This window comes from Paenibacillus rhizoplanae (assembly GCF_042684125.1).
GTDB lineage: Bacteria > Bacillota > Bacilli > Paenibacillales > Paenibacillaceae > Paenibacillus_AQ > Paenibacillus_AQ rhizoplanae.
Window position 1 is genome coordinate 104,835 of sequence record NZ_JBHUKY010000021.1, and the last position, 23,910, is coordinate 128,744.

Annotated in this window: 22 protein-coding genes; 18 read left to right on the forward strand and 4 right to left on the reverse strand. The window is 53.9% G+C overall.

The annotated features are described in order from the left end of the window. Positions 1-109 precede the first annotated feature (109 nt). The 6 genes from rlmN to spoVM all read left to right on the forward strand — a co-directional run bounded on the left by rlmN (position 110) and on the right by spoVM (position 6,200). On the forward strand, positions 110-1,150 hold the full coding sequence (gene rlmN, locus ACFSX3_RS10700) for a 23S rRNA (adenine(2503)-C(2))-methyltransferase RlmN (protein WP_209985480.1): 1,041 nt from the start codon (positions 110-112) through the stop codon (positions 1,148-1,150). A 6-nt stretch (positions 1,151-1,156) separates the two neighbouring features. After that, positions 1,157-1,933, forward strand: a complete 777-nt coding sequence (locus tag ACFSX3_RS10705; RefSeq protein ID WP_209985483.1) for a Stp1/IreP family PP2C-type Ser/Thr phosphatase — start codon at positions 1,157-1,159, stop codon at positions 1,931-1,933. After that, a complete protein-coding gene (gene pknB / locus ACFSX3_RS10710) occupies positions 1,930-4,200 on the forward strand; it encodes a Stk1 family PASTA domain-containing Ser/Thr kinase (RefSeq protein ID WP_209985486.1) in 2,271 nt (756 codons plus the stop codon). The genes ACFSX3_RS10705 and pknB overlap by 4 nt, the downstream gene beginning before the upstream one ends. A gap of 124 nt (positions 4,201-4,324) precedes the next feature. Continuing rightward, the gene (gene rsgA / locus ACFSX3_RS10715) at positions 4,325-5,230 is read left to right on the forward strand and encodes a ribosome small subunit-dependent GTPase A (RefSeq protein ID WP_209985488.1); all 906 of its coding nucleotides are present in this window, start codon (positions 4,325-4,327) and stop codon (positions 5,228-5,230) included. A 4-nt stretch (positions 5,231-5,234) separates the two neighbouring features. Next, positions 5,235-5,906 (forward strand): ribulose-phosphate 3-epimerase, encoded by a 672-nt coding sequence (gene rpe, locus ACFSX3_RS10720; RefSeq protein ID WP_209985491.1) that lies wholly within the window; start codon positions 5,235-5,237, stop codon positions 5,904-5,906. Positions 5,907-6,119: 213 nt separating this feature from the next. After that, complete coding sequence (gene spoVM / locus ACFSX3_RS10725; RefSeq protein ID WP_020431362.1) at positions 6,120-6,200, forward strand: stage V sporulation protein SpoVM; 81 nt, start codon at positions 6,120-6,122, stop codon at positions 6,198-6,200. A 174-nt stretch (positions 6,201-6,374) separates the two neighbouring features. Here the strand turns inward: spoVM and rpmB are convergent, their stop codons facing one another. Further along, a complete protein-coding gene (rpmB, locus tag ACFSX3_RS10730; protein ID WP_076074411.1) occupies positions 6,375-6,563 on the reverse strand; it encodes a 50S ribosomal protein L28 in 189 nt (62 codons plus the stop codon). A 191-nt stretch (positions 6,564-6,754) separates the two neighbouring features. On the opposite strand from rpmB, the gene ACFSX3_RS10735 reads away from it, so the two are divergent. The 4 genes from ACFSX3_RS10735 to ACFSX3_RS10750 all read left to right on the forward strand — a co-directional run bounded on the left by ACFSX3_RS10735 (position 6,755) and on the right by ACFSX3_RS10750 (position 11,889). Then, the gene (locus tag ACFSX3_RS10735; protein ID WP_209985494.1) at positions 6,755-8,539 is read left to right on the forward strand and encodes a DAK2 domain-containing protein; all 1,785 of its coding nucleotides are present in this window, start codon (positions 6,755-6,757) and stop codon (positions 8,537-8,539) included. 68 nt (positions 8,540-8,607) lie between these two features. Next, the gene (locus ACFSX3_RS10740) at positions 8,608-9,468 is read left to right on the forward strand and encodes a DegV family protein (protein WP_209985498.1); all 861 of its coding nucleotides are present in this window, start codon (positions 8,608-8,610) and stop codon (positions 9,466-9,468) included. Between the two features lie 15 nt (positions 9,469-9,483). After that, the gene (gene recG / locus ACFSX3_RS10745; RefSeq protein ID WP_209985502.1) at positions 9,484-11,535 is read left to right on the forward strand and encodes an ATP-dependent DNA helicase RecG; all 2,052 of its coding nucleotides are present in this window, start codon (positions 9,484-9,486) and stop codon (positions 11,533-11,535) included. Positions 11,536-11,601: 66 nt separating this feature from the next. Further along, positions 11,602-11,889 (forward strand): stage VI sporulation protein F, encoded by a 288-nt coding sequence (locus tag ACFSX3_RS10750; protein WP_209985506.1) that lies wholly within the window; start codon positions 11,602-11,604, stop codon positions 11,887-11,889. Between the two features lie 119 nt (positions 11,890-12,008). Here the strand turns inward: ACFSX3_RS10750 and ACFSX3_RS10755 are convergent, their stop codons facing one another. Both ACFSX3_RS10755 and ACFSX3_RS10760 read right to left on the reverse strand, forming a co-directional pair. Further along, positions 12,009-12,881 carry a YitT family protein gene (locus ACFSX3_RS10755; protein WP_209985508.1) on the reverse strand — a complete coding sequence of 291 codons (873 nt, stop codon included), beginning with the start codon at positions 12,879-12,881 and terminating at the stop codon, positions 12,009-12,011. A gap of 61 nt (positions 12,882-12,942) precedes the next feature. Further along, positions 12,943-13,068, reverse strand: a complete 126-nt coding sequence (locus ACFSX3_RS10760; protein ID WP_379256695.1) for a hypothetical protein — start codon at positions 13,066-13,068, stop codon at positions 12,943-12,945. Between the two features lie 264 nt (positions 13,069-13,332). On the opposite strand from ACFSX3_RS10760, the gene ACFSX3_RS10765 reads away from it, so the two are divergent. Continuing rightward, complete coding sequence (locus tag ACFSX3_RS10765) at positions 13,333-13,677, forward strand: DUF2500 domain-containing protein (protein ID WP_209985510.1); 345 nt, start codon at positions 13,333-13,335, stop codon at positions 13,675-13,677. 137 nt (positions 13,678-13,814) lie between these two features. Beyond that, positions 13,815-16,550 (forward strand): calcium-translocating P-type ATPase, SERCA-type, encoded by a 2,736-nt coding sequence (locus tag ACFSX3_RS10770; protein WP_379312862.1) that lies wholly within the window; start codon positions 13,815-13,817, stop codon positions 16,548-16,550. Positions 16,551-16,653: 103 nt separating this feature from the next. Here the strand turns inward: ACFSX3_RS10770 and ACFSX3_RS10775 are convergent, their stop codons facing one another. Next, complete coding sequence (locus tag ACFSX3_RS10775) at positions 16,654-17,592, reverse strand: C40 family peptidase (protein WP_339224624.1); 939 nt, start codon at positions 17,590-17,592, stop codon at positions 16,654-16,656. A gap of 326 nt (positions 17,593-17,918) precedes the next feature. Between ACFSX3_RS10775 and ACFSX3_RS10780 the strand changes: the two genes are divergently transcribed. From ACFSX3_RS10780 to ACFSX3_RS10805, 6 genes are all read left to right on the forward strand, one after another. Then, the gene (locus tag ACFSX3_RS10780) at positions 17,919-18,995 is read left to right on the forward strand and encodes an ABC transporter substrate-binding protein (protein ID WP_209985515.1); all 1,077 of its coding nucleotides are present in this window, start codon (positions 17,919-17,921) and stop codon (positions 18,993-18,995) included. 69 nt (positions 18,996-19,064) lie between these two features. Next, entirely contained in the window at positions 19,065-19,994 is a 930-nt protein-coding gene (locus tag ACFSX3_RS10785; RefSeq protein WP_209985518.1) for an ABC transporter permease, read from the forward strand. Further along, positions 19,981-20,775 carry an ABC transporter ATP-binding protein gene (locus ACFSX3_RS10790; protein ID WP_209985520.1) on the forward strand — a complete coding sequence of 265 codons (795 nt, stop codon included), beginning with the start codon at positions 19,981-19,983 and terminating at the stop codon, positions 20,773-20,775. Before ACFSX3_RS10785 ends, ACFSX3_RS10790 begins: the two co-directional genes overlap by 14 nt. Positions 20,776-20,952: 177 nt before the next feature. After that, positions 20,953-21,744 carry an SDR family oxidoreductase gene (locus ACFSX3_RS10795; RefSeq protein ID WP_209985523.1) on the forward strand — a complete coding sequence of 264 codons (792 nt, stop codon included), beginning with the start codon at positions 20,953-20,955 and terminating at the stop codon, positions 21,742-21,744. A gap of 240 nt (positions 21,745-21,984) precedes the next feature. Then, complete coding sequence (locus ACFSX3_RS10800; protein WP_209986359.1) at positions 21,985-22,707, forward strand: MgtC/SapB family protein; 723 nt, start codon at positions 21,985-21,987, stop codon at positions 22,705-22,707. A gap of 82 nt (positions 22,708-22,789) precedes the next feature. Beyond that, positions 22,790-23,785 (forward strand): aldose 1-epimerase, encoded by a 996-nt coding sequence (locus tag ACFSX3_RS10805; RefSeq protein ID WP_209985527.1) that lies wholly within the window; start codon positions 22,790-22,792, stop codon positions 23,783-23,785. Positions 23,786-23,910 lie beyond the last annotated feature (125 nt).

Consider the following 23,910-nt stretch of genomic DNA (forward strand, 5'->3'; position numbering starts at 1 on the left):
TTCCTCCGCGCGGCGGGCTTTCTTTTACCGGCTCAGAGTTTTGTGTTAAAATAGGAAGAATGAGAAATAACACGCATATAATTTATGAAAGCACAGGTGCAAAAATACAATGAAACCTTTAATATATGATTTTTCGTTAGAAGAGTTGCAGCAATGGGCCAAGGACAACGGGGAGCCTGCTTTTCGCGGCGGGCAGATCTTTGATTGGCTGTATGTGAAGCGGATCAATGACTTCGAATCCATGAGCAACCTGTCCAAGGCACTCAGAGCCAAGCTCGTAGACCAGTTCAGTATTTCGGCGCTTACCGAGATTACGAAGCTGGAGTCCAAGGACGGCACAGTGAAATTCCTGTTCGGTCTGCATGATGATCATGCGATTGAGACAGTTATTATGAAGCATAATTACGGCAACAGTGTATGTGTGACGACTCAGGTAGGCTGCCGGATCGGATGTACCTTCTGTGCATCTACCCTAGGTGGTCTCAAGCGGGATCTGACTGCAGGGGAGATTGTTGCCCAGGTTGTCCGTTCCCAGCAGATTCTTGATGCGCGCGGCGAACGTGTCAGCAGCATTGTCATTATGGGGACAGGCGAGCCCTTCGAGAATTATGATGCAACCATGAGATTCCTCCGTCTGATGATCCACGAGAAGGGCCTGAATATTGGCCAGCGCCACATCACCGTGTCCACCAGCGGAATTGTGCCGAACATCTATAAATTCGCTGATGAAGATACACAGATTAATCTGGCGATCTCGATTCACGCTCCTAACGATACGCTCCGTTCCAAGCTGATGCCGGTGAACCGCCGTTATCCGTTCGACGATGTAATCGAGTCCCTGCGCTACTATCAGGCCAAGACAGGCCGCCGGATCAGCTTCGAGTACGCCTTGATCGGCGGCGTGAACGATCAGCCGGAGCATGCAGAAGAGCTGGCCGGGGTGCTGAAGACGATGCTGTGCCATGTGAATCTGATTCCGGTCAATCATGTGCCTGAGCGCAAGTATGTCCGGACTTCCCGCAATGATATCTTTGAATTTCAGCGTATACTGGCCGATCATGGCGTGAATGTTACCATTCGCCGTGAGCAAGGCCATGATATTGCGGCCGCATGCGGACAGCTGCGTGCCAAACATATGGAGTTGGGGTGAGGATATTTGATCAGAACAGTTCAAGCCAGCGACATTGGCCGGGTACGTACCGTCAATGAGGATTCAGTCTGGATCGGCGCCACGCGCCACGGTTATACCCTCGGCATTATTGCCGACGGAATGGGGGGACATCTGGCTGGCGATACCGCGAGCAGGCTGGCACTCGAGACGGTCAGGGGTATTCTGGACCAGCTGGAACCTGATCTGCCTGAGGCAGAGCTGAAGGAGGCGCTGACTGCCGCCATTATGGAAGCCAATAACACGGTTCACAGTGAGGCTCAGAGCGATGAGAAGCTCCACAATATGGGGACTACCATCGTTGCTGCGCTGCTGAAAGGGGCGGCAGGCTATATCGGCCATATCGGGGACAGCAGGGCTTATCTGATTCAGAACGGTGAAGCCAGGCAGCTAACCGAGGATCATACGCTGGTGAATGAGCTGTTCAGGAACGGCCAGATCAGCCTGGAGGAGCTGGATAATCATCCGCGCCGCAATGTGCTCACCAGGGCACTGGGCACGGATACAGTGGTGTCTGCGGATCTGGCTTATGTTACGCTTGCAATCGGTGAGCTCTTGCTGCTGTGCAGCGACGGACTCAGTAATTATGTCAGCCAGGAGCATCTGGGCAAGGTAGCCGGAATTAACGAAATATCTCTGGAAGAAAGAGCAGAGCGATTACTTCAACTGGCATTGCTTGCTGGGGGCAGCGATAATATAAGCGTTGCTATGCTGGAACACCAAGGAGAGGCCGCAGTGCCCGAGACAAAGGAGTGGGAAAGATGATCGGTCACGAATTGGGCGGCCGTTACCAAGTCATCGAACGGATTGGCGGAGGAGGCATGGCGCTTGTCTATAGAGCCCATGATATACTGCTTAACCGGAATGTTGCTATCAAAGTACTGCGCAATCAGTTTGTGCATGATGAGGAATTCATCCGCCGGTTCCGGCGGGAGGCGCAATCTGCTGCATCGTTGTCTCATCCAAACGTAGTCAGCATATACGATGTCGGCCAGGAAGATGAAGTCCATTATATTGTTATGGAGTATATTGAAGGCAAGAACCTGAATGAAATTATCAAAGAGCGGGCACCGATGCAGGTGGATGAATCCGTGCGGATTGCCTCGCAGATCTGTGATGCGCTGGATCATGCGCATATGAACCAGATTATTCACCGCGATATTAAACCGCATAATATTCTGATGGGACGTAACGGGCGGGTTAAGGTTACCGACTTCGGAATCGCCCGGGCGGTTACGTCAACTACCATTACCCAGACGGGTTCTGTGGTGGGCTCCGTGCATTATTTCTCGCCGGAGCATGCCAAAGGCGTAACAACAGGCGAGAAATCCGACCTCTACTCTCTTGGCATCGTGCTCTATCAGATGCTTACAGGCGTGCTTCCTTTCTTGGGGGAAAGCCCGATCAGTGTGGCGCTGAAGCATCTGCAGGAGGAATTCGAGGAGCCGCGACTGCTGAATCCGCTGATTCCGCAAAGCGTGGAGAATGTAATCCTGAAGTCGATGCGCAAGAACCCGGAGGAGCGTTATCAGTCCGCCAAGCAAATGCTGCAGGATCTGGAGACCTGTCTGCTGCCGGAACGGCGCAGTGAAGCCAAAACGTTATTCCAGGATGATGATGATGAAGACAGAACACGCATCATTCCGGCGATCAAGCCACTGCAGCGCGGGCTAACCAGCCGTGGCGGCGAGGAGCGGACCCGCAGTATGGAGGAAGCTCCGCCGCCTGCTTCTTCGAAGCGTAAAGGCCGCGCCGCGCTGTGGATTAGCCTTACACTGGTCGTGCTGATTGCCATGACCGGAATTGTGTGGTATGTCAATTCCAAGTTGTCGGTCGATGAAGTCTCGGTGCCCGCGGTGACAGGCAAGACCTTCGAGGAAGCCAAGGCACAGCTTGAAGCTGTGGGGCTGTTTGCCGAGGAGCCGGCGCTGATTGCGTATAATCCTAACTTCGAAGAGAATATTGTCTGGAAGCAGAGCAAGACCAATACGATGGTCAAAGAAGGAACTCATATTATCCTAACGGTTAGCACCGCCAAGGTATTGCCTAAACTTAAGGATGTTTCTAACCTGAGTTATGATGATGCCGTCAAGGAGCTGATTGCCCTTGGTATTGCCCAGGATAGAATTACAACACCGGATGAACGCTATAGTGAGGAGTTTGCCAAAGGCAAGGTTATTAGCTCCGAGCCTGCCGCAGGAACCGATTACGATCCTGATACGGTAACCGTCAAGCTGATCGTAAGCAAAGGCAAAGAGAGCACCCAGATGCCGGATCTCCTCGGGAAGACAGAGAAGGAAGCCAAGGCTGCGCTGGAGAGTGTAGGTCTAGTGCTGGATGCGGTTAAGGAAGAGCCGAGCTTCATTTACGAGAAGGGTAAGGTTACGAAGCAATGGGCTTACGAGGCAGGGGATCTGGTCCCTCCAGGCGAGAAGATTACGATCTACATCAGCACAGGGTATCCTCCGGAAGCTCTGGAATTCACGTTTAATGTTCCGGTAGCACCTGCTGCGGACGGCAAGAAAAGCAAGATCCGTATTGTGTTTGCAGATGCGCGCAATGGAGGCGAGAACCAGGAGTGGGGCACCCGCACGATTGGTAAAAGCCAGACCTTGTCTGTGAATATGCTGCTTGCCCCTAACAAAGACGGTATGGTATCCGTATACCGGGACGGGGAGTTCCTGGAGACCTTCCCTATAACTTATGTGGATGTCAAGAATAACACTGTGCAGCAGCCTGAACCTCCTCCAGTGGAGACACAGACGCCTACACCGACGGTTGCTCCTACCGAGGCTGTCCAGCCTACTGAGACGCCGGTTCCCGACCCGACAGCAGAGCCTGAGATTCTTCCGCCGGACACCGGGGAAGGTGAAGGGACAGGCGGGACCAACCAGACGGGTTATGTTCCGGGTAACGGACAGAATAACAGTGTGCTGGCTTCTGCCCGCAGCAAGGGCAATATCAATAGCAACAGTAATGGTAATGGTAAGGGCCTTAACAACAAGCACGGCAAGGATAAAGGCCATAAATAATATAACAGAGATAAGCTTCAGCGGAGTTGCCAGGGAATATCGGCACTGCTGAGGCAGCGAAATGACCCGGGGGTTCCACACTTGGGTCATTTGCGCAATATCAGGAGAGGAAGGCTCAGCATGTATGCCTGAAGGAATCATAATTAAAGCACTTAGCGGATACTACTATGTAAAGCCACTCAAGAATGAACAGATCGTGACAGAAGCCCAGGCGGTGCAGTGCCGTGGACGCGGGATTCTGAAGAAAAAAGGAATTGCGCCTCTGGTCGGTGACCGGGTAAACTATGTGTTGACCGAGAACGGAGAGGGCATGGTGGACGAGCTGCTTCCCCGTGAATCAGAGCTGATCCGCCCCCAGGTGGCCAACGTTAAGCTGGCGGTGCTGCTGTTCTCCGTGCGGGAACCGGATATGAATCTTAATCTGCTGGACAAGTTCCTGGTGCATATCGAGCATTCCGGCCTGGAGACGCTGATTGTGCTCACGAAGCAGGATTTGGCTGATGATGAAGGTCAGGCTACGGAAGCTGTCAAAGCTCTGTATGAGCAGGTTGGCTATGAAGTGATGGTAACAAGCTCACTGAACGGATCAGGTGCTGATAAACTGCAGCAGCGCCTAGCCGGAATCATCAGCGTCTTCTCAGGACAGTCGGGCGTAGGGAAGTCCACTCTGCTCAACCGACTTGTACCGGGCCTTGCGCTGGAGACAGGGGAGATTAGCCTCCGTCTCGGGCGCGGACGCCACACCACGCGCCATGTTGAGTTGATGGATATAGGTAACGGCGGATTTGTGGCCGACACACCGGGCTTCAGTCAGCTGGATTTCCTGGAGCTTGGAGTGGATGAGCTGTCCGTGTGCTTCCGGGAGTTCGCCTCCTATGCAGAGAACTGCAAATTCCGCGGCTGCAGCCATCTGCACGAACCGGGCTGCAAGGTGATAGAGGCCTTGCAGTCCGGGGATATTGCGGATAGCCGTTACGAGCATTACAAGCTGTTCTTTAATGAAATGAAAGATAAAAAGCGGAGGTACTAAACTCATGGTAAAAATTGCTCCTTCCATATTGTCAGCAGATTTCGCAGCGCTTGGCGCAGAGGTGGCCGAAGCGGAAGCCAGCGGTGCGGACTGGATTCATGTAGATGTGATGGACGGACATTTTGTGCCGAATATTACGCTGGGTCCCGCGATTGTTTCAGCGGTGAGATCCAACACTTCACTGCCCCTCGATGTACATTTAATGATTGAGAACCCGGAACGCTATATTGCTGATTTTGCAGCTGCGGGCGCTTCTATAATTACGGTTCACGCCGAAGCCTGTGTGCATCTGCACCGTGTAATTCATCAGATCAAGGAGCTCGGCCTGATGGCGGGGGTAGCCATTAATCCGGCTACACCGGCAGCAGCTGTACGGGAGGTTCTGGAGGATGTGGATATGGTGCTTGTTATGACTGTCAATCCGGGCTTCGGCGGGCAGGCGTTCATTCCGCGTACGCTGCATAAGATTACACAGCTCCGGGAGTGGGCTAAGGAGATCAATCACAAAGGCCTGCATATCGAGGTGGACGGCGGAGTAGCCGAAGCTACAGCGCCGCTGGTGGCTGCAGCAGGGGCAGATATACTTGTGGCGGGCAATGCGGTCTTCGGCCGCAGTGACCGCGCAGGGGCGATCAAGGCCATCCGTGAGGCAGCGGACAGTGCAGTCCGGCAATAGGTGATGATGCCCATTTACTAATGCACGAATAGACCCTCAATCTGCTGCATTCGCAGACGGAAGGTATAGGCCAAGTTGTCGGCGCATAAATATGGTTACATGAGCAGAAATCTCATGTAGCCTTTTTTGCGGAGGTCTGCAATCGATGGTACATTCTTCATCAAGACAGGATAGTCTCCTTCTGCACGGCATGAATTGATGGGAGGGTTAATCATGAAATTTTACACGTTCAAGCTGCCGAGATTCTTGGGAGGTTTTGTTAAAGCGATTTTGAACACGTTTCAGAAGAGTTAAGGCCGAAGCAGACATGTAAATATGAAAAAAAGCACCTTACGTATGTAAAGGGTGCTTTTTGCTACAAATATAATATCTCTTCTATTCTCGCTGAAACGGATACCGTCTATGAAAGAACGGCATGTCCGTTTCTACTTGGTATGAGATATCGCTAGGCCCGGGAATGATCGGAAACTAGACGCGTTCAACTTTACCGGATTTCAAAGCACGGGTGCTGACGTACACGCGTTTCGGTTTGCCGTTCACCAAGATACGAACCTTCTGAACGTTAACTCCCCAAGAGCGACGGTTGCGGTTGTTAGCGTGAGACACGTGGTTACCGCTGCCCGGTTTCTTGCCTGTTACTGTACATGTGCGGGACATAGATTACACCTCCTTGTTACTTACACCTGCGTAAAACAATACTTGAATATCATATCACAGCAAAAATTGCTTCGTCAACCGATTCAAAAACATTTATTTCTGCAGACTCTTATAGTACAATATAAATTAGTGCATTATGTCCAGTTGATCATCGAATTGATTAGGCATGAAGGTAGGAAGGGGAATTCTCATTGAGTAAGCGTTCTATAAACGGGACAGATTTTACCGCAATGGTACTAGCCGGTGCGGAAATGCTGCAGCAGCATGCCGAACATGTCAATTCATTGAATGTGTTTCCGGTGCCGGATGGCGATACGGGAACAAACATGAACCTGACAATGACCGCAGGCGCGAACGAATTGAAGAGAAACAATACAGCCTCCGTCGGTCAATGTGCGGGCGTGCTGTCGAAGGGACTGCTGATGGGCGCGCGGGGGAACTCCGGCGTTATTTTGTCACAGCTGTTCAGAGGTCTTGGACGTTATGCGGCCCAATATGATGAACTCAATACACAGCAGTTCGCTGCTGCCCTGCAGACCGGGGTAGATACTGCCTATAAGGCAGTGGTGAAGCCGGTTGAAGGCACCATTCTTACGGTTGCCAAGGAAGCTGCAAGGCATGCAGTGTATTATGCACGGCGCACAACGGATATTACCGAGCTGATGACCGAAGTCCTGGCCAAAGCCAAGGAAGCCTTGGCGCATACGCCTGAGCTTCTGCCTGTGCTGAAGCAGGTGGGCGTAGTGGATTCGGGGGGGCAGGGTCTGGTCTATATCTATGAAGGCTTCCACCAGCATCTGACTAGCGGATCAGCCGCTTCGCCGGTACAGACTTCTGTGCAAGGACAAGCCACGGCTCCGGTATCCGTACCGGCACCCGTGTTGACCAAACCTGAGAATGCCTTGTCCTCCGTACAGTCTTCCGCGCAATCACAGCTCCATACGGAAGACATTGAATTTTTATATGATATGGAATTTTTCATTAACCGTCAGCTTGGCGCAGCCGTAAAAGCGGATTTTGATGAGGAAGCTTTTCGGAAAGCGTTATCAGTCAACGGGGATTCAATTATCGTCATCTCGGATGATGAGACGATCAAGGTGCATGTACATTCCAAGACACCCGGAGAGGTGCTGAACCTGGCGCTCGTCCACGGGGAGATCACCCAGATTCACATCCTTAACATGCGCGAGCAGCACCGCGACCTGTTGACGGCCGGTATGGACATCGCGCCAATGCCTGATGTCTTCGCCGATATCCCGGAAGAGAAGGCCAGCGTGCAGGCGCCGGCGGTTCCTCCTGCGGATGATCTGGCGCCGTACGGCTTCATTGCGGTCTCCTCGGGAGACGGAATCTCGGATATCTTCCGCAGCCTGGGCGTCGATGCAATCCTGGCCGGCGGCCAGACGATGAATCCCAGCACAGAGGATTTCGTGAATGCGATCTCTTCGATTTCCGCGAAGCATATCTACATTCTGCCGAATAACTCCAACATTGTCCTGGCTGCCCAGCAGGCCAAGGAGCTGCTCGAGGGCGAACGTGAGATTACAGTGATTCCGAGCAAGAGTATTCCACAGGGAATCTCGGCAGCCTTTGCCTTCCAGGAAGAGGATGCGGTCGATACCAACACCAGCAATATGCTGGAGGCTATCGCCCAGGTCAAGTCCGGACAGATTACCAATGCTGTACGGGATACTGTGATTGAGGATCTGGAGATCAAATCCGGGCAGTATATCGGCATTGAGAGCTCCAAGATTGTCGCTGCTGCTGATGATTTGCTCACTGTCAGCAAGCAGCTGCTGTCCAGCATGCTGGTGAATGGTGACGAGATCGTTACTGTGCTGACCGGCGCAGACACCGGGGCGGACATTACGGATGCTCTTGGAAGCTGGCTGGAAGAGACGTACCCGCAGGTTGAGGTTGAGATTCATGAAGGCGGCCAGCCGCTGTACTATTATCTTTTCTCAGTGGAGCCATAGACCTCTTAGGGCTTAAGCATTAAGCAGGCATAGTGGATCAGCTATATCACAGTATGGGGAGGAACATTATGAATCGTACCGTAATCGTTACCGACAGCACTTCCGATATCCCGCCTGCGTTGGCGGCGCAATACGGCATTGAAGTCGTTCCGCTGACGCTGATGTTCGGCGAAGAGGCATTCCGGGATAACGTGGATATGACTCCGGAACAGTTCTACGAGCGTCTTCCCCGCTCGCAACAATTGCCGACCACTTCGCAGCCGTCTCCTGTAGAATATATGAATGTGTACCATCGTATATTGGAGCAGCATCCGGGCAGCTCAATCCTGTCCTTCCATATCTCCTCAGGCTTAAGCGGCACCTATCAGTCTGCTGTCATGGCCAAGTCCATGCTGGAAGAGGAAGGCGAAGCTATCACCGTTGTAGATAGCCTCTCCGCCTCCTACGGCTTCGGGTTCATGGTTGTGGAAGCCGCCAGGCTGGCGGAGCAGGGGCATGCTCCTGCGGAGATTCTGGCGCAGGTGGAGAGTCTGCGCCAATCCCGCAAGCTGTATTTTCTCGTGGATACACTGGAATATCTGCAAAAGGGCGGAAGAATCGGCAAGGCATCGGCCATCTTGGGCACGCTGCTCAATATCAAGCCGATCCTGTCCATTGATGCAGAAGGCATTATCTATGCGGTAGAAAAGGTCAGAGGGCGCAAGAAGGCAGTCGCCCGCATGATCGAGCTGTTCAAGGCAGATCTGCCGGGTGTGAATACAATACATGTGGCCGTGGGTCATACGGCTGAACCGGCTTCCGGCGAAGAATTCCTGCGGGAATTAGCCGGACATTTCACCTTGAAAGAGAAGGTTCTGACCAATGTCGGCCCGGTTGTGGGCAGCCATGTCGGGAACGGGACCTTAGCCGTATTCATCTGGCCCGCCTAAGTATAGGGGATGAACATGGTGCTTACTTTGGATTCAATTGAAGTGAAACAAATAACTGGCGTGAGCGCTCAAAAGCAAAGTGAGCTTCACGCCTTTGGCGTTTTTACTGTGAAGGATTTGCTGGAGTATTACCCTTTCCGGTATGAGGATTTCCGCCCGAAATCTCTCAGTGAGGTCAAGCATGGCGATAAGGCGACCGTGGTAGCCAAGGTCATCGGTATTCCGGTGCTCCAGCGCTTCGGGGGCAAATCCCGTATGAGCTGCAAGATGGTGGCGGAGCCGTGGATGTTCACCGCTACGTGGTTCAACCAGCATTATGCGCGTGAACAATTGACTGTCGGCCGTGAAGTGGTGCTGACGGGGAAGTGGGACCAGAAGCGCAATCAGATTACGGTGACCAACTATGAGTTCCCGGACCGCGGGGAAGGCAAGACAGGAACGCTGCAACCGGTATACTCAATCGGGGGCAAGATTACGCAGTCCTGGATTCGCCGAATTATCGGCCAGGCTCTGCAGCAGTATGGGGACCTGATTCCGGAGATTCTGCCGCAGAGCATTATGCGCAAATATGATTTCATGTCACGCAAGCGGGCCATTGCCACGATCCATCAGCCCGAGGATACGCGTGAGGGCCAGCAGGGAAGACGCCGGATGGTATATGAGGAGCTGTTCCTGTTCCAGCTGAAGGTACAAGCCTTCCGCGTGCTGAACCGTGGCCGGATGGATGGTGTGGTTCATACCGTGGACAATGCAACAGTGAGGCAATTCGTGCGGAGCCTGCCGTTTGAGCTGACCGATGCCCAGAAGCATGTGGAGCTGGAGATTCTGCAGGATATGCGTTCAGGATATTGCATGAACCGGCTGCTTCAAGGCGATGTGGGCTCCGGCAAAACCGTACTCGCGGCGATTGCGCTCTACGCGACTGTGAAATCCGGATTTCAGGGTGCGCTGATGGTGCCGACTGAAATCCTGGCAGAGCAGCATATGCGTTCGCTCACGAGGATGTTCGAGCCCTTCGGCATTACCGTGGGCCTGCTGACCGGGAGCGTAACCGGCCGGAAACGGAAGGATCTGCTCGCCTCCCTGCAGATGGGAGTGCTGGATGTGATTGTCGGAACCCATGCGCTGATCCAGGAGGATGTCTTCTTCCGCAGCCTGGGGCTTGTGGTTACGGATGAGCAGCACCGCTTCGGGGTGAACCAGCGCAGTGTCCTGCGGCGCAAAGGGTACAACCCGGATGTGCTGACCATGACAGCTACCCCGATCCCACGGACGCTGGCGATCACTGTCTTCGGCGATATGGATGTGTCTACGCTGTCCGAACGGCCAAAGGGGCGTGTGCCGATCACCACCTATTGGGTGAAGCCGGATCTGATGGAGCGGGTGATGAACCTGATCAGCCGTGAGATTGAGCAGGGTCGGCAAGCCTACCTGATCTGTCCGCTGATTGAAGAGTCGGAGAAGCTGGATGTGCAGAATGCGATTGATCTGCATGTGCAGATGTCACAGGCTTTTCCGAATTATAAGGTGGGCTTGCTTCACGGGAGAATGACGCCGTCCGAGAAGGACGAGGTGATGCGGAGCTTCTACAGCAATGAATTACAGCTCCTGGTGTCTACAACGGTCGTAGAGGTCGGTGTCGATGTCCCGAATGCCACGCTGATGATCATCATGGACGCTGACCGCTTCGGGCTGTCTCAGCTGCATCAGCTGCGCGGCCGGGTCGGCAGAGGGGAGCATGCTTCCTACTGTGTGCTGATGGCTGATCCGAAGTCGGAGATCGGGCGCGAGCGGATGACTGCGATGACAGATACCGATGACGGGTTCGAGGTATCACGGCGGGATCTGGAGCTGCGGGGACCGGGGGATTTCTTCGGGACAAAGCAGAGCGGCCTGCCGGAATTCCGGCTGGCGGATATGACGGCTGACTTCGAGACGCTGGAGCTGGCGCGCGATGATGCCGCTGAGCTGCTACGGGAGGCTTCATTCTGGACCTCGGCGGATGTTGCGCCGCTGCGCGGGTATTTGCAGCAGGAACAAATTTTCCAGGGGGATTTAATTGACTGAACAGGCACATCTGGGCACCTGCCCTCATATACTGTGAATGATTGGATATGACAGGAGGTGCTGCGCTTGGGTTATCAGCAATATGGAATCAGTCCCCAGCTGGTGGATCGCATCAAGCTGAAGATGAAGAATCCGGCGGTCAAGGAACGCGTCAAGAATATGATCACCGGTATCTCCAAACAGGAGCTCCAGGATACAGCAGTCGTGCGCAAGCTAGTGCGTAATGCGTCATCTGTGATGCATGAGAAGCTGACGTCTGCACAGGAAGAACAAATTGTGAAGTTCGTCATTGCCCAAAAGATCGACCCCGGCAATACGTTTCACTTAATCCGCTTATGGGGGATGTTCCGCTGACAAATAGCAGAATTCAATATCCTCCGATAGGCTTGCAATCCAAAAAGCGTTCCCGTAAGTAACACACGGGAACGCTTTTTGGATTAGTTACTTGAGTTCACAATAGGACGAATTGCTGGTCAGCCCGGCGGTTTATTGCGGAAAAGCGCTGAGATCCGGTTGTTCCGCGCGGCATTGATCACAATCTTGCTATCCTGATCACAGTCATGCACGATAGAGGCTAGCTGTTCTTCCTCCAGCCTGCTGGCCAGGCAGAAGACCGTACCAGGCTCGCCCTCCGGTCCTGTGGATCTTACGAGCTTCACCTCGCGGTCCAGCGACTGCTGGAGCTTGCGGCGGATCTCCTCGCATTTGCTGCTGGTAATAAAGACTGCCTGCGTGAGCGAGAGGTCCCTTAAGGAGAACCGCAGCGCTTCAAAGGCAAGCAGATACGCAATGATACTGTACATCGCCTGATCCCAGCCGAATAATGATCCGCCGTAGAGCAGGATGAGCATATTGAACAGCATGATCGGCATCTCAGCCGATTTGGGCGGCCCTCCATTCAGCAGCCGGACGCTCTGCTTCTCGCTTCCTGCGGTCAGCCCTCCGAAGCGTACAGAGATGCCCAGGCCGAACCCGAGACATAGCCCCCCGGCAATAGCCGCGGGCAGTGGCTCGCTGATTGCTGCCGGGAAATGGTGCAAGGCCAGAGACCCTGCCGTCAGACAGATCAGGCCAAGCATAGTATATAAGGCAAAGCGGAGATTGATCTGCCTGCGTGACATCAGAATAAAGGGAAGGTTGAACAGGAACAGGAATAATCCAAGCCGCATTTCTGTCACATGGGACAGCAGGGCGGATAATCCGGCAATGCCGCCCGGAAGCAGCTTATGCGGCATCAGGAACAGCTCAAGACCAACGGCTGCAAGTAATCCTCCGCCTACAATGGACAGCAGACGCAAGGTCTTGGAATAACGTAAGGGTGCAGCATTTCTATATCTGACTTTCATAAGATTTCCTCCTTTCAGCAGGAAACCGGAATTTGTGTTGCGAATCACGGCGCTTGCAGCTTCATTCAGCGTACAGCCGTACTCCTGTGAAATGTGAATTATATTTCAGCGGAATCAGCAGCAGCACCGGAAGGAACACAGCCTTCAGCAGATCCGGCAGCGTCAGACGCGTCCAATCTCTCCTCATGAGAACACCCTCTTTTTTGTACATTGTAGTTAAAGCATATCATAGGATCTAAGCAGGGCCAAATATAATACGCTATTATTTCAAGGCGTGCGTCTGCGGAATAACGAAACCGGAGCTGCTACGCTGCGTATTCTCTAGTAAATTGAACTTTTTGTGAAAAAATTATCGGAAGGAGCGGTTAATTTGCATAATGCAGGCATATTTAACGGTTTGTACCCGGCAGTTGCCAGCAGCCAGAGCGGATTTTTCACGGAGGGGCCATTCTTGTTAAAGCTCATTCTGGTGCTGATCGCGGGCTTTGTTGCTTACATGATTTGGAGAGGGATCAAGACCTGGATGACGAACCAGACCAGCCCTCTGCAATCAAGGGTAGTTACGGCTGTTGCCAAACGGACAGAGGTGTGGGGCGGAAGAGGGCATATGGGGACGCATACGAGTTATTATGTGACCTTTGAATTCCATAATGGCAGCCGCAGAGAGCTTGAAGTGAAGCCGAGGGCGTATGCCATGATTGTAGAGGGGGACCGGGGGGAGCTGTCGTATCAGGGCAGCCGGTTCAAAGGATTCGTGCGGGCAGGGATGCAGAGGGATAGCGGCGGCAGCCGATGATTCTTCAAGCAAACGGAGCCGCCTCCGCTGCAATTTTACATGAATGTACATAGGTTATCAGAATTCTCAGGCTATTTTTGGGTAAAACTCCATATATGGATATGTTGCACAGAATAGATCACTAAGGAGCTGATGGCTTGAATTCGGATGCTGCCAAAAGAAAGAGCCAGGAGAGCACGGCCTACCACACGCTGGATTCCGAGGAAGTGCTGAAGCTGCTGGAGAGCCGGAAAGAAGGGCTCAGTACAGAGCAAGCGGTACAGCGGCTGGAGCGTTACGGCAAAAATGTGCTGCAGGAAGCCAAGCCCAAAACGCTGTTGGCCAAATTTATCGAGCAGTTCAAGAATGTGATGATCTTCATTTTGCTGGCTGCTGCGGTACTGTCAGGAATTCTCGGGGAGTGGGCGGATACGGTCATCATTCTGCTGGTCGTCATTCTGAACGCTGTGCTGGGTGTGATCCAGGAGAACAAGGCGGAGCAGGCGCTGGAGGCGCTCAAAAGCATGTCTTCCCCAGAAGCCAGAGTCCGGCGGGGCGGACAGGTCACCGAGATCAAAAGCGAGGAGCTGGTGCCGGGCGATCTGGTGCTGCTGGAAGCCGGCAATGTGGTGCCTGCGGATGTCCGGCTGCTGGAAGCGGCTTCGCTGAAGACCGAGGAGGCTGCACTGACCGGTGAATCCCTGCCTTCGGAGAAGCAGGCGGGAGTGCTGGAGGGCTCAGACCTGGTAATCGGCGACCGGACAAATATGGCTTATATGAGCAGCAGCGTCACTTACGGGCGGGGTGTGGGAGTGGTCACGGCTACGGGCATGGACACAGAGGTGGGCCGGATCGCCGGATTTATCTCGGAGGCCGAGAATGAAATCACCCCGCTGCAGAAAAAGCTGGATGAGCTCGGCAAGTATTTCACTTTCATTATTCTGGGTGTCTGTGTAGTGATCTTCATCGTTGGCTGGCTGGAAGGGCGTGAGCTGCTCGATATGCTGCTGACCTCTATCTCGCTTGCGGTAGCGGCCATTCCGGAAGGATTGCCCGCCATCGTGACGATCATTCTGGCCCTCGGGGTCCAGCGGATGGCGAAGCGCAAGGCGATTATCCGCAAGCTGCCTGCGGTGGAGACACTGGGCAGTACGGAGATCATTTGCTCGGACAAAACTGGGACCCTCACCCTGAACAAAATGACTGTCGAAAAGCTGTACGTGGGCGGGGAGACGGTGGAGGCGGACGCCGGGCTGAGTGAAATACCGGGCGGTGAACTGCTGCTGCAGGCGATGACTCTGTGCAACGATTCCAGCATTGATGACAGCGGGGGCGCAGCAGGTGAGTCTTCGCCGGAGAAGCCAGTCCAGGGCAGCGGGACGAGAAGCGGCAAAGCGATCCTTGGCGATCCCACAGAAACGGCGTTAGTAGACTATGCGCTTAGCATAGGGACACATAAGCGGGAGCTGGAGCAGCGTTATCCGCGTGTGGGTGAGCTGCCGTTCGATTCCGATCGCAAGCTGATGACTACAATCCATAAGCTGGATAACGGGCAGTTCCGGGTTCTGACCAAAGGAGCACCGGATGTGCTGGTCTCGAAATGCAGTCACATCTATGAGGACGGTGTAGCTGTACCTCTGACGGAGGAGCATACCCGCCGCATTACCGCGAGCAACAAGGAGCTGGCTGATGAAGCCCTGCGGGTATTGGCCTTTGCCTACCGGGATGAGGCTTCGCTGCCGGCGGCGCCTTCGCCTGAGGTGACAGAGCAGGCGCTGGTGTTCGTGGGGCTGACCGGAATGATCGATCCGCCGCGAGAGGAGGTCCGGGATGCTGTGGCGGTCTGCAGACGGGCGGGCATCCGGCCGGTGATGATCACCGGGGACCACCGGGACACGGCTGCTGCGATTGCCAAGCGGCTTGGGATCATCGAGGATGACCAGGCAGTGCTGACCGGCCGCGAGCTGGATGGAATCAGCGAGGAGGATTTTGCAACAAGGGTGGCTGATTATTCTGTGTACGCCCGGGTCTCACCGGAGCATAAGGTACGGATCGTCAAGGCCTGGAGGAATAAAGGCAAGATTGTCGCCATGACCGGAGACGGCGTAAATGACGCCCCAGCCCTGAAATCTGCCGATATCGGAGTGGGCATGGGGATTACCGGGACGGATGTTGCCAAGGGCGTATCCGATATGGTGCTGGCCGATGATAACTTCACAACCATTGTGGTGGCGGTGGAGGAAGGGCGGAAGGTATACAGCAACATCCGCAAATCCATCCAGTTCCTGCTGTCGGCGAATCTGGGGGAAGTGGTCACCCTGTTCATCGCCACGCTGATCGGCTGGCGGATTCTGGAACCCATTCATATTCTCTGGATCAATCTGGTGACGGATACCCTTCCGGCACTTGCCCTGGGGCTGGAAAAAGCGGACGGAGATGTAATGGCGAAGCAGCCGCGTAAGTCCAGCAGCAGTATTTTTGCAGATGGTGTGGGGATCTCAATTATCTACCAGGGCCTGCTGGAGGCCGGGCTGACGCTCATGGTCTATTACTGGGCACATACGCATTATGATGAAGGAATTGCGGTCACGATGGCATTCGCCACCCTGGGACTGCTGCAGCTTACCCATGCGTTCAACGTCAGATCGAATACGAAGTCTCTGTTCCAGATCGGCGTGTTCAGCAACCGCTATATGCTGGGCGCATCGGTGATCTCCGGCCTTCTGCTGGTGCTGGTGATCATCATTCCGGGACTGAATGAATGGTTCGGCGTGGAGCATCTAAACGGCTTGCAGTGGGGTATTGTCTGCGGCGCTGCGCTGTCCATCGTGGTCATTGTGGAGCTGGTCAAGCTGGTTCTCCGCCTGAGCGGGCGTATGAAGAGCTGGGAGTAACCTTTGGAATAACAATGATTTGCAGCAAAAAAATGCAAGGAAGCGGACCGGTCGCTAAGTGAGCGAGCCCGGGCTGTCTTCCTTGCATTTATTATTTCCCGGTCTAGAGCACACGCTGCATGTGCAGGATAACGTTGCTCCAGTATCCGCTGTCCAGCTCACTGATCTGCACGCCGGGGTCACCCCAGGTGTGAATGAAATTCCCGCCGCCGATGTAGATACCGACATGACCGGGAACCGCGTCGCTCTCGAAACGTCCGGGTACGGTGAAGAAGATCAGATCGCCGGGCTCCAGCGAGCTGCGTGATACCCGTCTGCCGATATTGTCCTGATCTTTGGCCAGCCGGGGCAGATCTACCCCGAATTTCTGAAAGACATGGCGTGTAAAGGACGAGCAGTCGAAGCGCTTGGTCTCTTCATAGGAACCGGCGCCGAAATCGTAAGGTACACCGAGAAATTTTTTGGCATAAGAGACCAGCTCGCCCGTGTCCACATTCGATACACTCTGAATCCGCAGCGGCTTCGCAGCTTCCACCTTGCCGGAGTTCTCTGTGCTCTCCCTGTCGGAAGGGGTGGCGATGTTAATCTCGCCGGTACCGGGATTCCAGCCGACCTCAGTCTGCAGCAGCTTAGACAAGGCGGTGGGCGTGATATAGATTTGACCCTCACGGCGGATGGGAACATCGGGAAGGGTGATATGCTGGCCCAATGAGAACACCTGGCTGGAATCCGGCCGCAGCATGTACATGACATCACTATAGCCTAGCTTAATATATCCGCCGCTTGCTGTATCGTCCTTCATTCTGTAGCCGATGGAGGCTGCTGCCGGCTTGAGCGGAATCCAGTACTTGCCTTCTTTGTCGGCATATGAATTCTTCTCATAGTAGCTGCCTGCAAACGTTCCGGACGGCGTCAGGGAGTTAACCTTGGGAGTGTTGTCCTTACTGGTATTGTAGCTACAGGCGGTTGTTCCGGCAATGGCGGTAACTAGGATGGCGGAGGATAGTATGATTTTGCTTGTACTCAGATTGATTATTGGCATTGGGCACGCTCCATCTTCAAACTTTAAGGTAAGTTTGTGCAGAGCCGCTTTTTTTATGTACTGCAGGCTTTAGCAAACAATGTCAAGAGAAACCGTAGATTGTTGAAGCGAGGACACACTCATTGTGCTTATTTTGTAAAATATGGACCTCACTTAAATGATTGACGGGAAATCAACCTACATATAATATATGTTTAATAGATTCGGGGAGCGGATGGGGGCAGGGTGCGGGCCTTCGCTTTAATGCTTTTAAAGATGAAAGCGATAATGCTGGACCGCTAGCCCAGGTTCTCGCGCTGAACCCGTACAAGAAGAGGGGTTATCTGATGAAGACGAAGAAGATTTGGATGGGGCTTAGTATGGCCTTGATGCTCGTAGCTGCCGGTTGCGGGAACAATAATGCCGCAGTGAAGAATGACGCGGGCACCGGGAATGCCCCGGCAGCAGCCACGGAAGCTCCAGCTTCAAATGCAGGCTCCGGCGATGCCAAGTCCTACAAGATTGCCATCTCGCAATATGTTGAGCATCCGTCACTGGACGCTACCCGTGAGGGATTCGTGGCTGCACTGAAGGATGCAGGGATTGTTGAAGGGGAGAATCTGAAGGTGGATCTTCAGAACGCTCAGGCGGATCAGGCCAACAACCTGTCCATTGCCCAGAAGATTGCCGGCGACAAGAACGATCTGGTGCTGGGGATTGCTACACCTTCGGCTCAGGCTGTCGTACAGAATGTGAAGGACACTCCGATTCTGTTCGCAGCGGTAACCGACCCTCTCGATGCCAAGATTGTCAGTGATCTGGAGCATCCCGGAGGTAATGTGTCAGGCGCATCGGATACCAATCCGGAGTCGATTACCCGCCTGATGAACTTCATTGCGACGCAGTTCCCCAAGGTGAAGAAGCTGGGCCTGGTCATTAATGAAGGGGAGCCCAATGCTATAGTTATGGCAGATATCGCCAAGGGTGAGCTGGACAAGCACGGGATTGAGCTGGTGAAGGCGGCGATTACCAATACTTCGGAAGTGAAGCAGGCAGCAGAATCGCTTGTAGGGCGTGCAGACGCGCTGTACATTACGCTCGATAACTCCGTTGTCAGCGGCGTAGACGCGATTATCCAGACTGCTAACGACAACAAGCTTCCGTTCTTCTCGGCAGACCGCGATACGGTGGAGAAGGGTGCTTTTGCTACGGTAGGCTTCAAATACTATGATCATGGCTATCAGGTCGGCCAAATGGCGGTAGAAGTGCTTAAGAACGGAAAAAGTCCCGGTGATATGAAAGTAACCATGCAGGAGAAGCTGGACCTGGTGCTTAACCTCAAGGCGGCGGCAGCACAGGGAATTGAAGTAACCGATGCCATGAAGGCTGAAGTGGCTGATCCGGGCAATAATATTATTCAATAATCTACAGAGTTCATAAACAGGGTGCGTCCTAGATGGGCGCCCTTTGCCGCTTGAGGGAGGAAGTCAGCAATGTATAATTCATTAATCGGGGCTCTGGAAATGGGCCTGCTCTACGCATTCATGGCACTTGGGGTCTATATTACCTTCCGTATTCTGGATTTTCCCGATCTGACGGTGGATGGAAGTTTCACCACAGGCGGCGCGATTGCCGCAGTGATGATCAACAGCGGTTATTCTCCGCTATTGGCGACCCTGTGTGCACTGCTCGGCGGAATGGCGGCAGGGATGTGTACCGGTCTGCTTCATACCAAAGGTAAAATCAACGGGCTGTTGTCCGGCATACTGATGATGATTGCCCTCTATTCGATCAATCTGCGGATTCTGGCGAAGCCGAATGTCTCCTTAATGGGAGAGGATACGTTATTCAGCTCCATTAATCCGCTGCTGGTCATGCCTTTTATCGTCGTGCTGGTCAAAATCCTGATGGACCTGTTCCTGCGCACCGATCTGGGACTGGCCCTGCGGGCCACCGGCGACAACTCGCGGATGATCCGCAGCTTCGGAGTGAACACGGATGCAACAACCATTCTGGGGATCAGCCTGTCGAACGGGCTGGTGGCGCTCTCGGGTGCATTGATCGCCCAGTATTCTACCTTCGCCGATGCCTCAATGGGGATCGGGATGATTGTCATCGGACTCGCGTCGGTAATTATCGGTGAGGCAATCTTCGGTGCGAAGAACGTCTTCCGGGCGACACTGGCTGTGCTGCTCGGTTCAATCGTGTACCGGATCGTTGTCGCTCTGGCACTCCGGGTATCTTGGCTCAAGGCTTCCGACCTCAAGCTGATTACCGCAATTATCGTCATTATTGCGCTCGTCTTCCCGTCGGTTCAGCGGTATGTGAAGCAGAAGAGCACGGCCCGCAGACGGACCGCAGAGCTCGCTGAGCTGGCTCAGCGCAGCAAGCAGAGAGGAGGGGCGGCCAATGCTGAAGCTTGATAATGTATGTAAGCTATTCAACCCCGGCTCGCCGGATGAGAAGGTCGCGTTGCTGGGAATTGATCTAGAACTGAACGCCGGGGATTTTGTAACGATTATCGGCAGTAACGGTGCCGGCAAATCTACGCTGATGAATATTATCTCAGGCGTGATGAAGCCCGATCTGGGGGAAGCACGTATTGAGGGCAGCTCGATCAGCCATCTGGCGGAATACCAGCGCGCACGCTGGATCGGCCGGGTCTTCCAGGACCCGATGGCCGGGACTGCGCCGCATATGACGATTGAGGAGAATCTGGCCATGGCCTACAAGCGGGGCAAGCCCCGCGGGCTGTCCCTGGGTGTCAATGCGCAGAGACGTACGCTGTTCCGCGAACAGCTCAGCCGCCTGGGCATCGGCCTCGAGGACCGGCTACGGGCGAAGGTGGGGCTGCTCTCAGGAGGCGAGCGGCAGGCGCTGAGCCTGCTGATGGCGACCTTCACCCAGCCGCAGATTCTGCTGCTGGATGAGCATACGGCTGCGCTGGACCCTTCGCGCGCGGAATTGATCACCACCCTTACGGAATCCATTGTCCGTGAGATGAAGCTGACTACACTGATGGTTACTCATAACATGGATCAGGCGATCCGCCTGGGCAACCGGCTCATCATGATGGATAAGGGTTCAATCATCCTTGATTTCGATGAGACGCGCAAGAAGGATCTGACGGTAGAGCGTCTGCTTGGCGAATTCGAAGCGATCAGCGGCCATAAGCTGGCTGACGACCGGATGATGCTGGGCTGATTCGGGATCATCATTCTTTAGCGTTAAGGCTTGATCTGCAGCCGGTTTGTCCGGCAGCGGGTCGAGCTTTTTTTCCATTTCAGGCACTATGGTCCGATTCATTTCCAGGTATGAGAGGTAAAGTTAAGGGAAAGAACTTGACTTGAACATCAAACACCAATGGAGGCGACTACACATATGAATGCGAAGAAACTGGAAGGCAAGGTAGCGATCGTTACAGGAGGCGGCTCGGGCATCGGCCGGGCATCTGTGCTGGAGTTCGCCAGAAGCGGGGCCAAGGTGGCACTTCTGGACCGGACGGTGGAGAATGCGGAGAAGGTGGCCGCTCAGATCCGGCAGGAGGGCGGGGAAGCTGCAGTGTTTGAATGCGATATCGCTGATCCGCCGCAGGTGGAGCATGCTGTGAAGCAGGTTGTCCAGAAGTGGGGACAGCTTGATGTGGTCTTCGCCAATGCCGGGATCAACGGGGCCATGACACCGATTGAGACGATGGACATCGAGTCCTGGGATCAGACGATTCAGATTAATCTGCGGGGCACCTTCGCCACCGTCAAATATGCGATTCCCCATCTTAAGGAGAAGGGCGGCAGCATTCTGATCAACAGCTCGATCAACGGCAACCGGGTATTCTCCAATGTCGGATTCTCCGCATATAGTACGACCAAGGCGGGCCAGGTGGCTTTTATGAAGATGGCTGCGCTTGAGCTGGCCCAGTATAAGATTCGTGTAAACGCTATCTGTCCGGGTGCGATTACCACGAATATCGATGATAATACCTATCCTTCGGATGATCTTAAGGAAGTGCAGATTGCAGTGGAATTCCCGGATGGCGGGCAGCCGCTGGAGAAGGGGCCGGGGCGTCCGGATCAGGTGGCCAAGCTGGCGCTGTTCCTCGCTTCTGAGGATTCGGATCACATCACGGGCACAGAAATCTACTGTGACGGAGCGGAATCGCTTCTGCACGGCTAATCCTTCTATAAGTCACTCATCGCTCATATGATGGGATATGTGAAGTGTTCTCTGAAGCGGACGATGTTCCTTGCCGGAGCCTCAGGCAGTACTGCCTGGAGTTCCCGGTTAGCGGGGATAGGCGTCCGTTTCTTTTTTTGCTCGGGCAGCAGAAAATTTCAGTAAAGATTGCAGCGCATTTCAGGTATACTGATTCTATGTGCCATGACGGGCGAGGAAGGAGGGAAATGAATTATGAATATGGACCTGCTGCATACGGAATCAATCATTAAGCTGCTGGTGGCCATGCTGTTCGGGCTGTTCATCGGCATTGACCGCCAATTGAAACAGAAACCGCTGGGAATCCGGACCAGTATGGTCATTAGCATCGCCAGTTGTCTGGTAACTCTGGTATCCATTCATGCGTATGACAAATTCGGCGGACCGGAGCATCCTAGCATGGACCCGATGCGTCTGGCGGCGCAGATCGTCAGCGGTATCGGTTTTTTGGGAGCGGGTGTTATTCTGCGCAGAGGCGGTGATGCCATCTCCGGGCTGACCTCGGCGGCGCTCATCTGGACGGCTTCCGGCATCGGGATTGCAGTCGGCGCGGGCTTTTTTGTAGAGGCGGGTTACGCGGTTATACTGCTTATGTTCGCGGTTAACGCCGTGCCTCTACTCATCAAAGCCATCGGTCCTGAAGTGCTGAACAAGCACGAGATCTCCATCAAAATCATTATGGAACCGAACTATATTCTGACGGATGTGATCCAGAAGATTGAGCAGCGGAATGTCATTACCGACCAGCGCAAAACGCGCAAAACCGGCCGCACCATCCGGCGGATGAAGATCAAGGATCTCGAGGATGGCAGGCAGATGATCGACATGGTCGTTTCTGCGCCAGACAAGGATTATGCTACGGAAGTCTATTATGATGTGAAAAAAATTGAGCATGTCATGAGTGTCGAAGTGGAGCAGCTGTAAAAATGGCATGTTGCCATTCCGGCAGATGTGGTACTCTATCTATGAGAGAGTCATTTTGATCATATGGAAGGAGATTAATGTAATGACACCGATTACAGCATTTGAAGGACACTATGAGGGCGAAGCTGCCATCTGGCTAAAGGCTGGCCGTTATGAAGCCGCTATTCTGCCGGGCATCGGCGGGAATCTGATCTGCTTCCGTGATACTGATAGTGGTTACCGTTTCTTGCATGAGCCGGGCGCGGAGGAGATGGAAGCGTTCAAGGCGAACCCGGGGATTCACGGCATTCCTGTGTTATTTCCACCGAACCGTTATGAGGATGGAGAGTTCCCGTGGAACGGACAGACCTACCATCTGCCCGTCAATGAAGCCAAGACCGGCAATCATCTGCACGGCTTCCTACATACAGCTGCATGGGAGGTAGAGGAATTCGGCACCGGCACAACTGATAGCTTCGTCACTGTAGCTATCAAGGTGGATGAGAACCATCCGTCCTATCAGTATCTGCCGTTCAAATACACGGTTAAGCTGCGCTACACGCTCGGTGAAGGCGGCCTGTCCCAGCAGCTGCTGGTCCACAATGATGGCGATGTGCTGATGCCATGCCTGCTGGCGTTCCATACTGCGATTAATGCACCGTTCGCACCCGGCAGCAGCGCGCAGGATTACCGCGTCAAGGTGACTATCGGTGAGCGCTGGGAGCTGAGCAGCGACCGGATGCTGCCAACAGGCAAATTCCAGGAGCTGACTGCTGATGAAGTGGCTCTGCGCGGCGAAGGAGTGTATCCGTTCTATGCTTCAATGGACAACCACTATACCGCAGCCGCCCAGAATGGACGGAACCGGATGGAGCTTACTGACAGTAAGGCAGGAGTTACACTGGTATATGATGTGGGCACCTCGTATAAGCAATGGATGATCTGGAACAACGGCGCGACCGAGGGCTTCTTCTGCCCAGAGCCGCAGATCAACCTGGTGAACGCCCCGAAGGTGGATCTGCCTGCTGATGACATCGGCTTGTTCGGGCTGGAGCCTGGGGAATATTGGGAGGAGAGCAGCCGGATATACGTGAAGTAGGGGGATGTCTTGAAGCGGTAAAACCCCCTCAGGGGTTATCCGTGGCTGCAAAGAAGGTTTGACTTCCGGCCGCTGTTAGGTTTGTATTTCCTGATTTAAACTGCTGTTCGCAGTAGAAATACAAA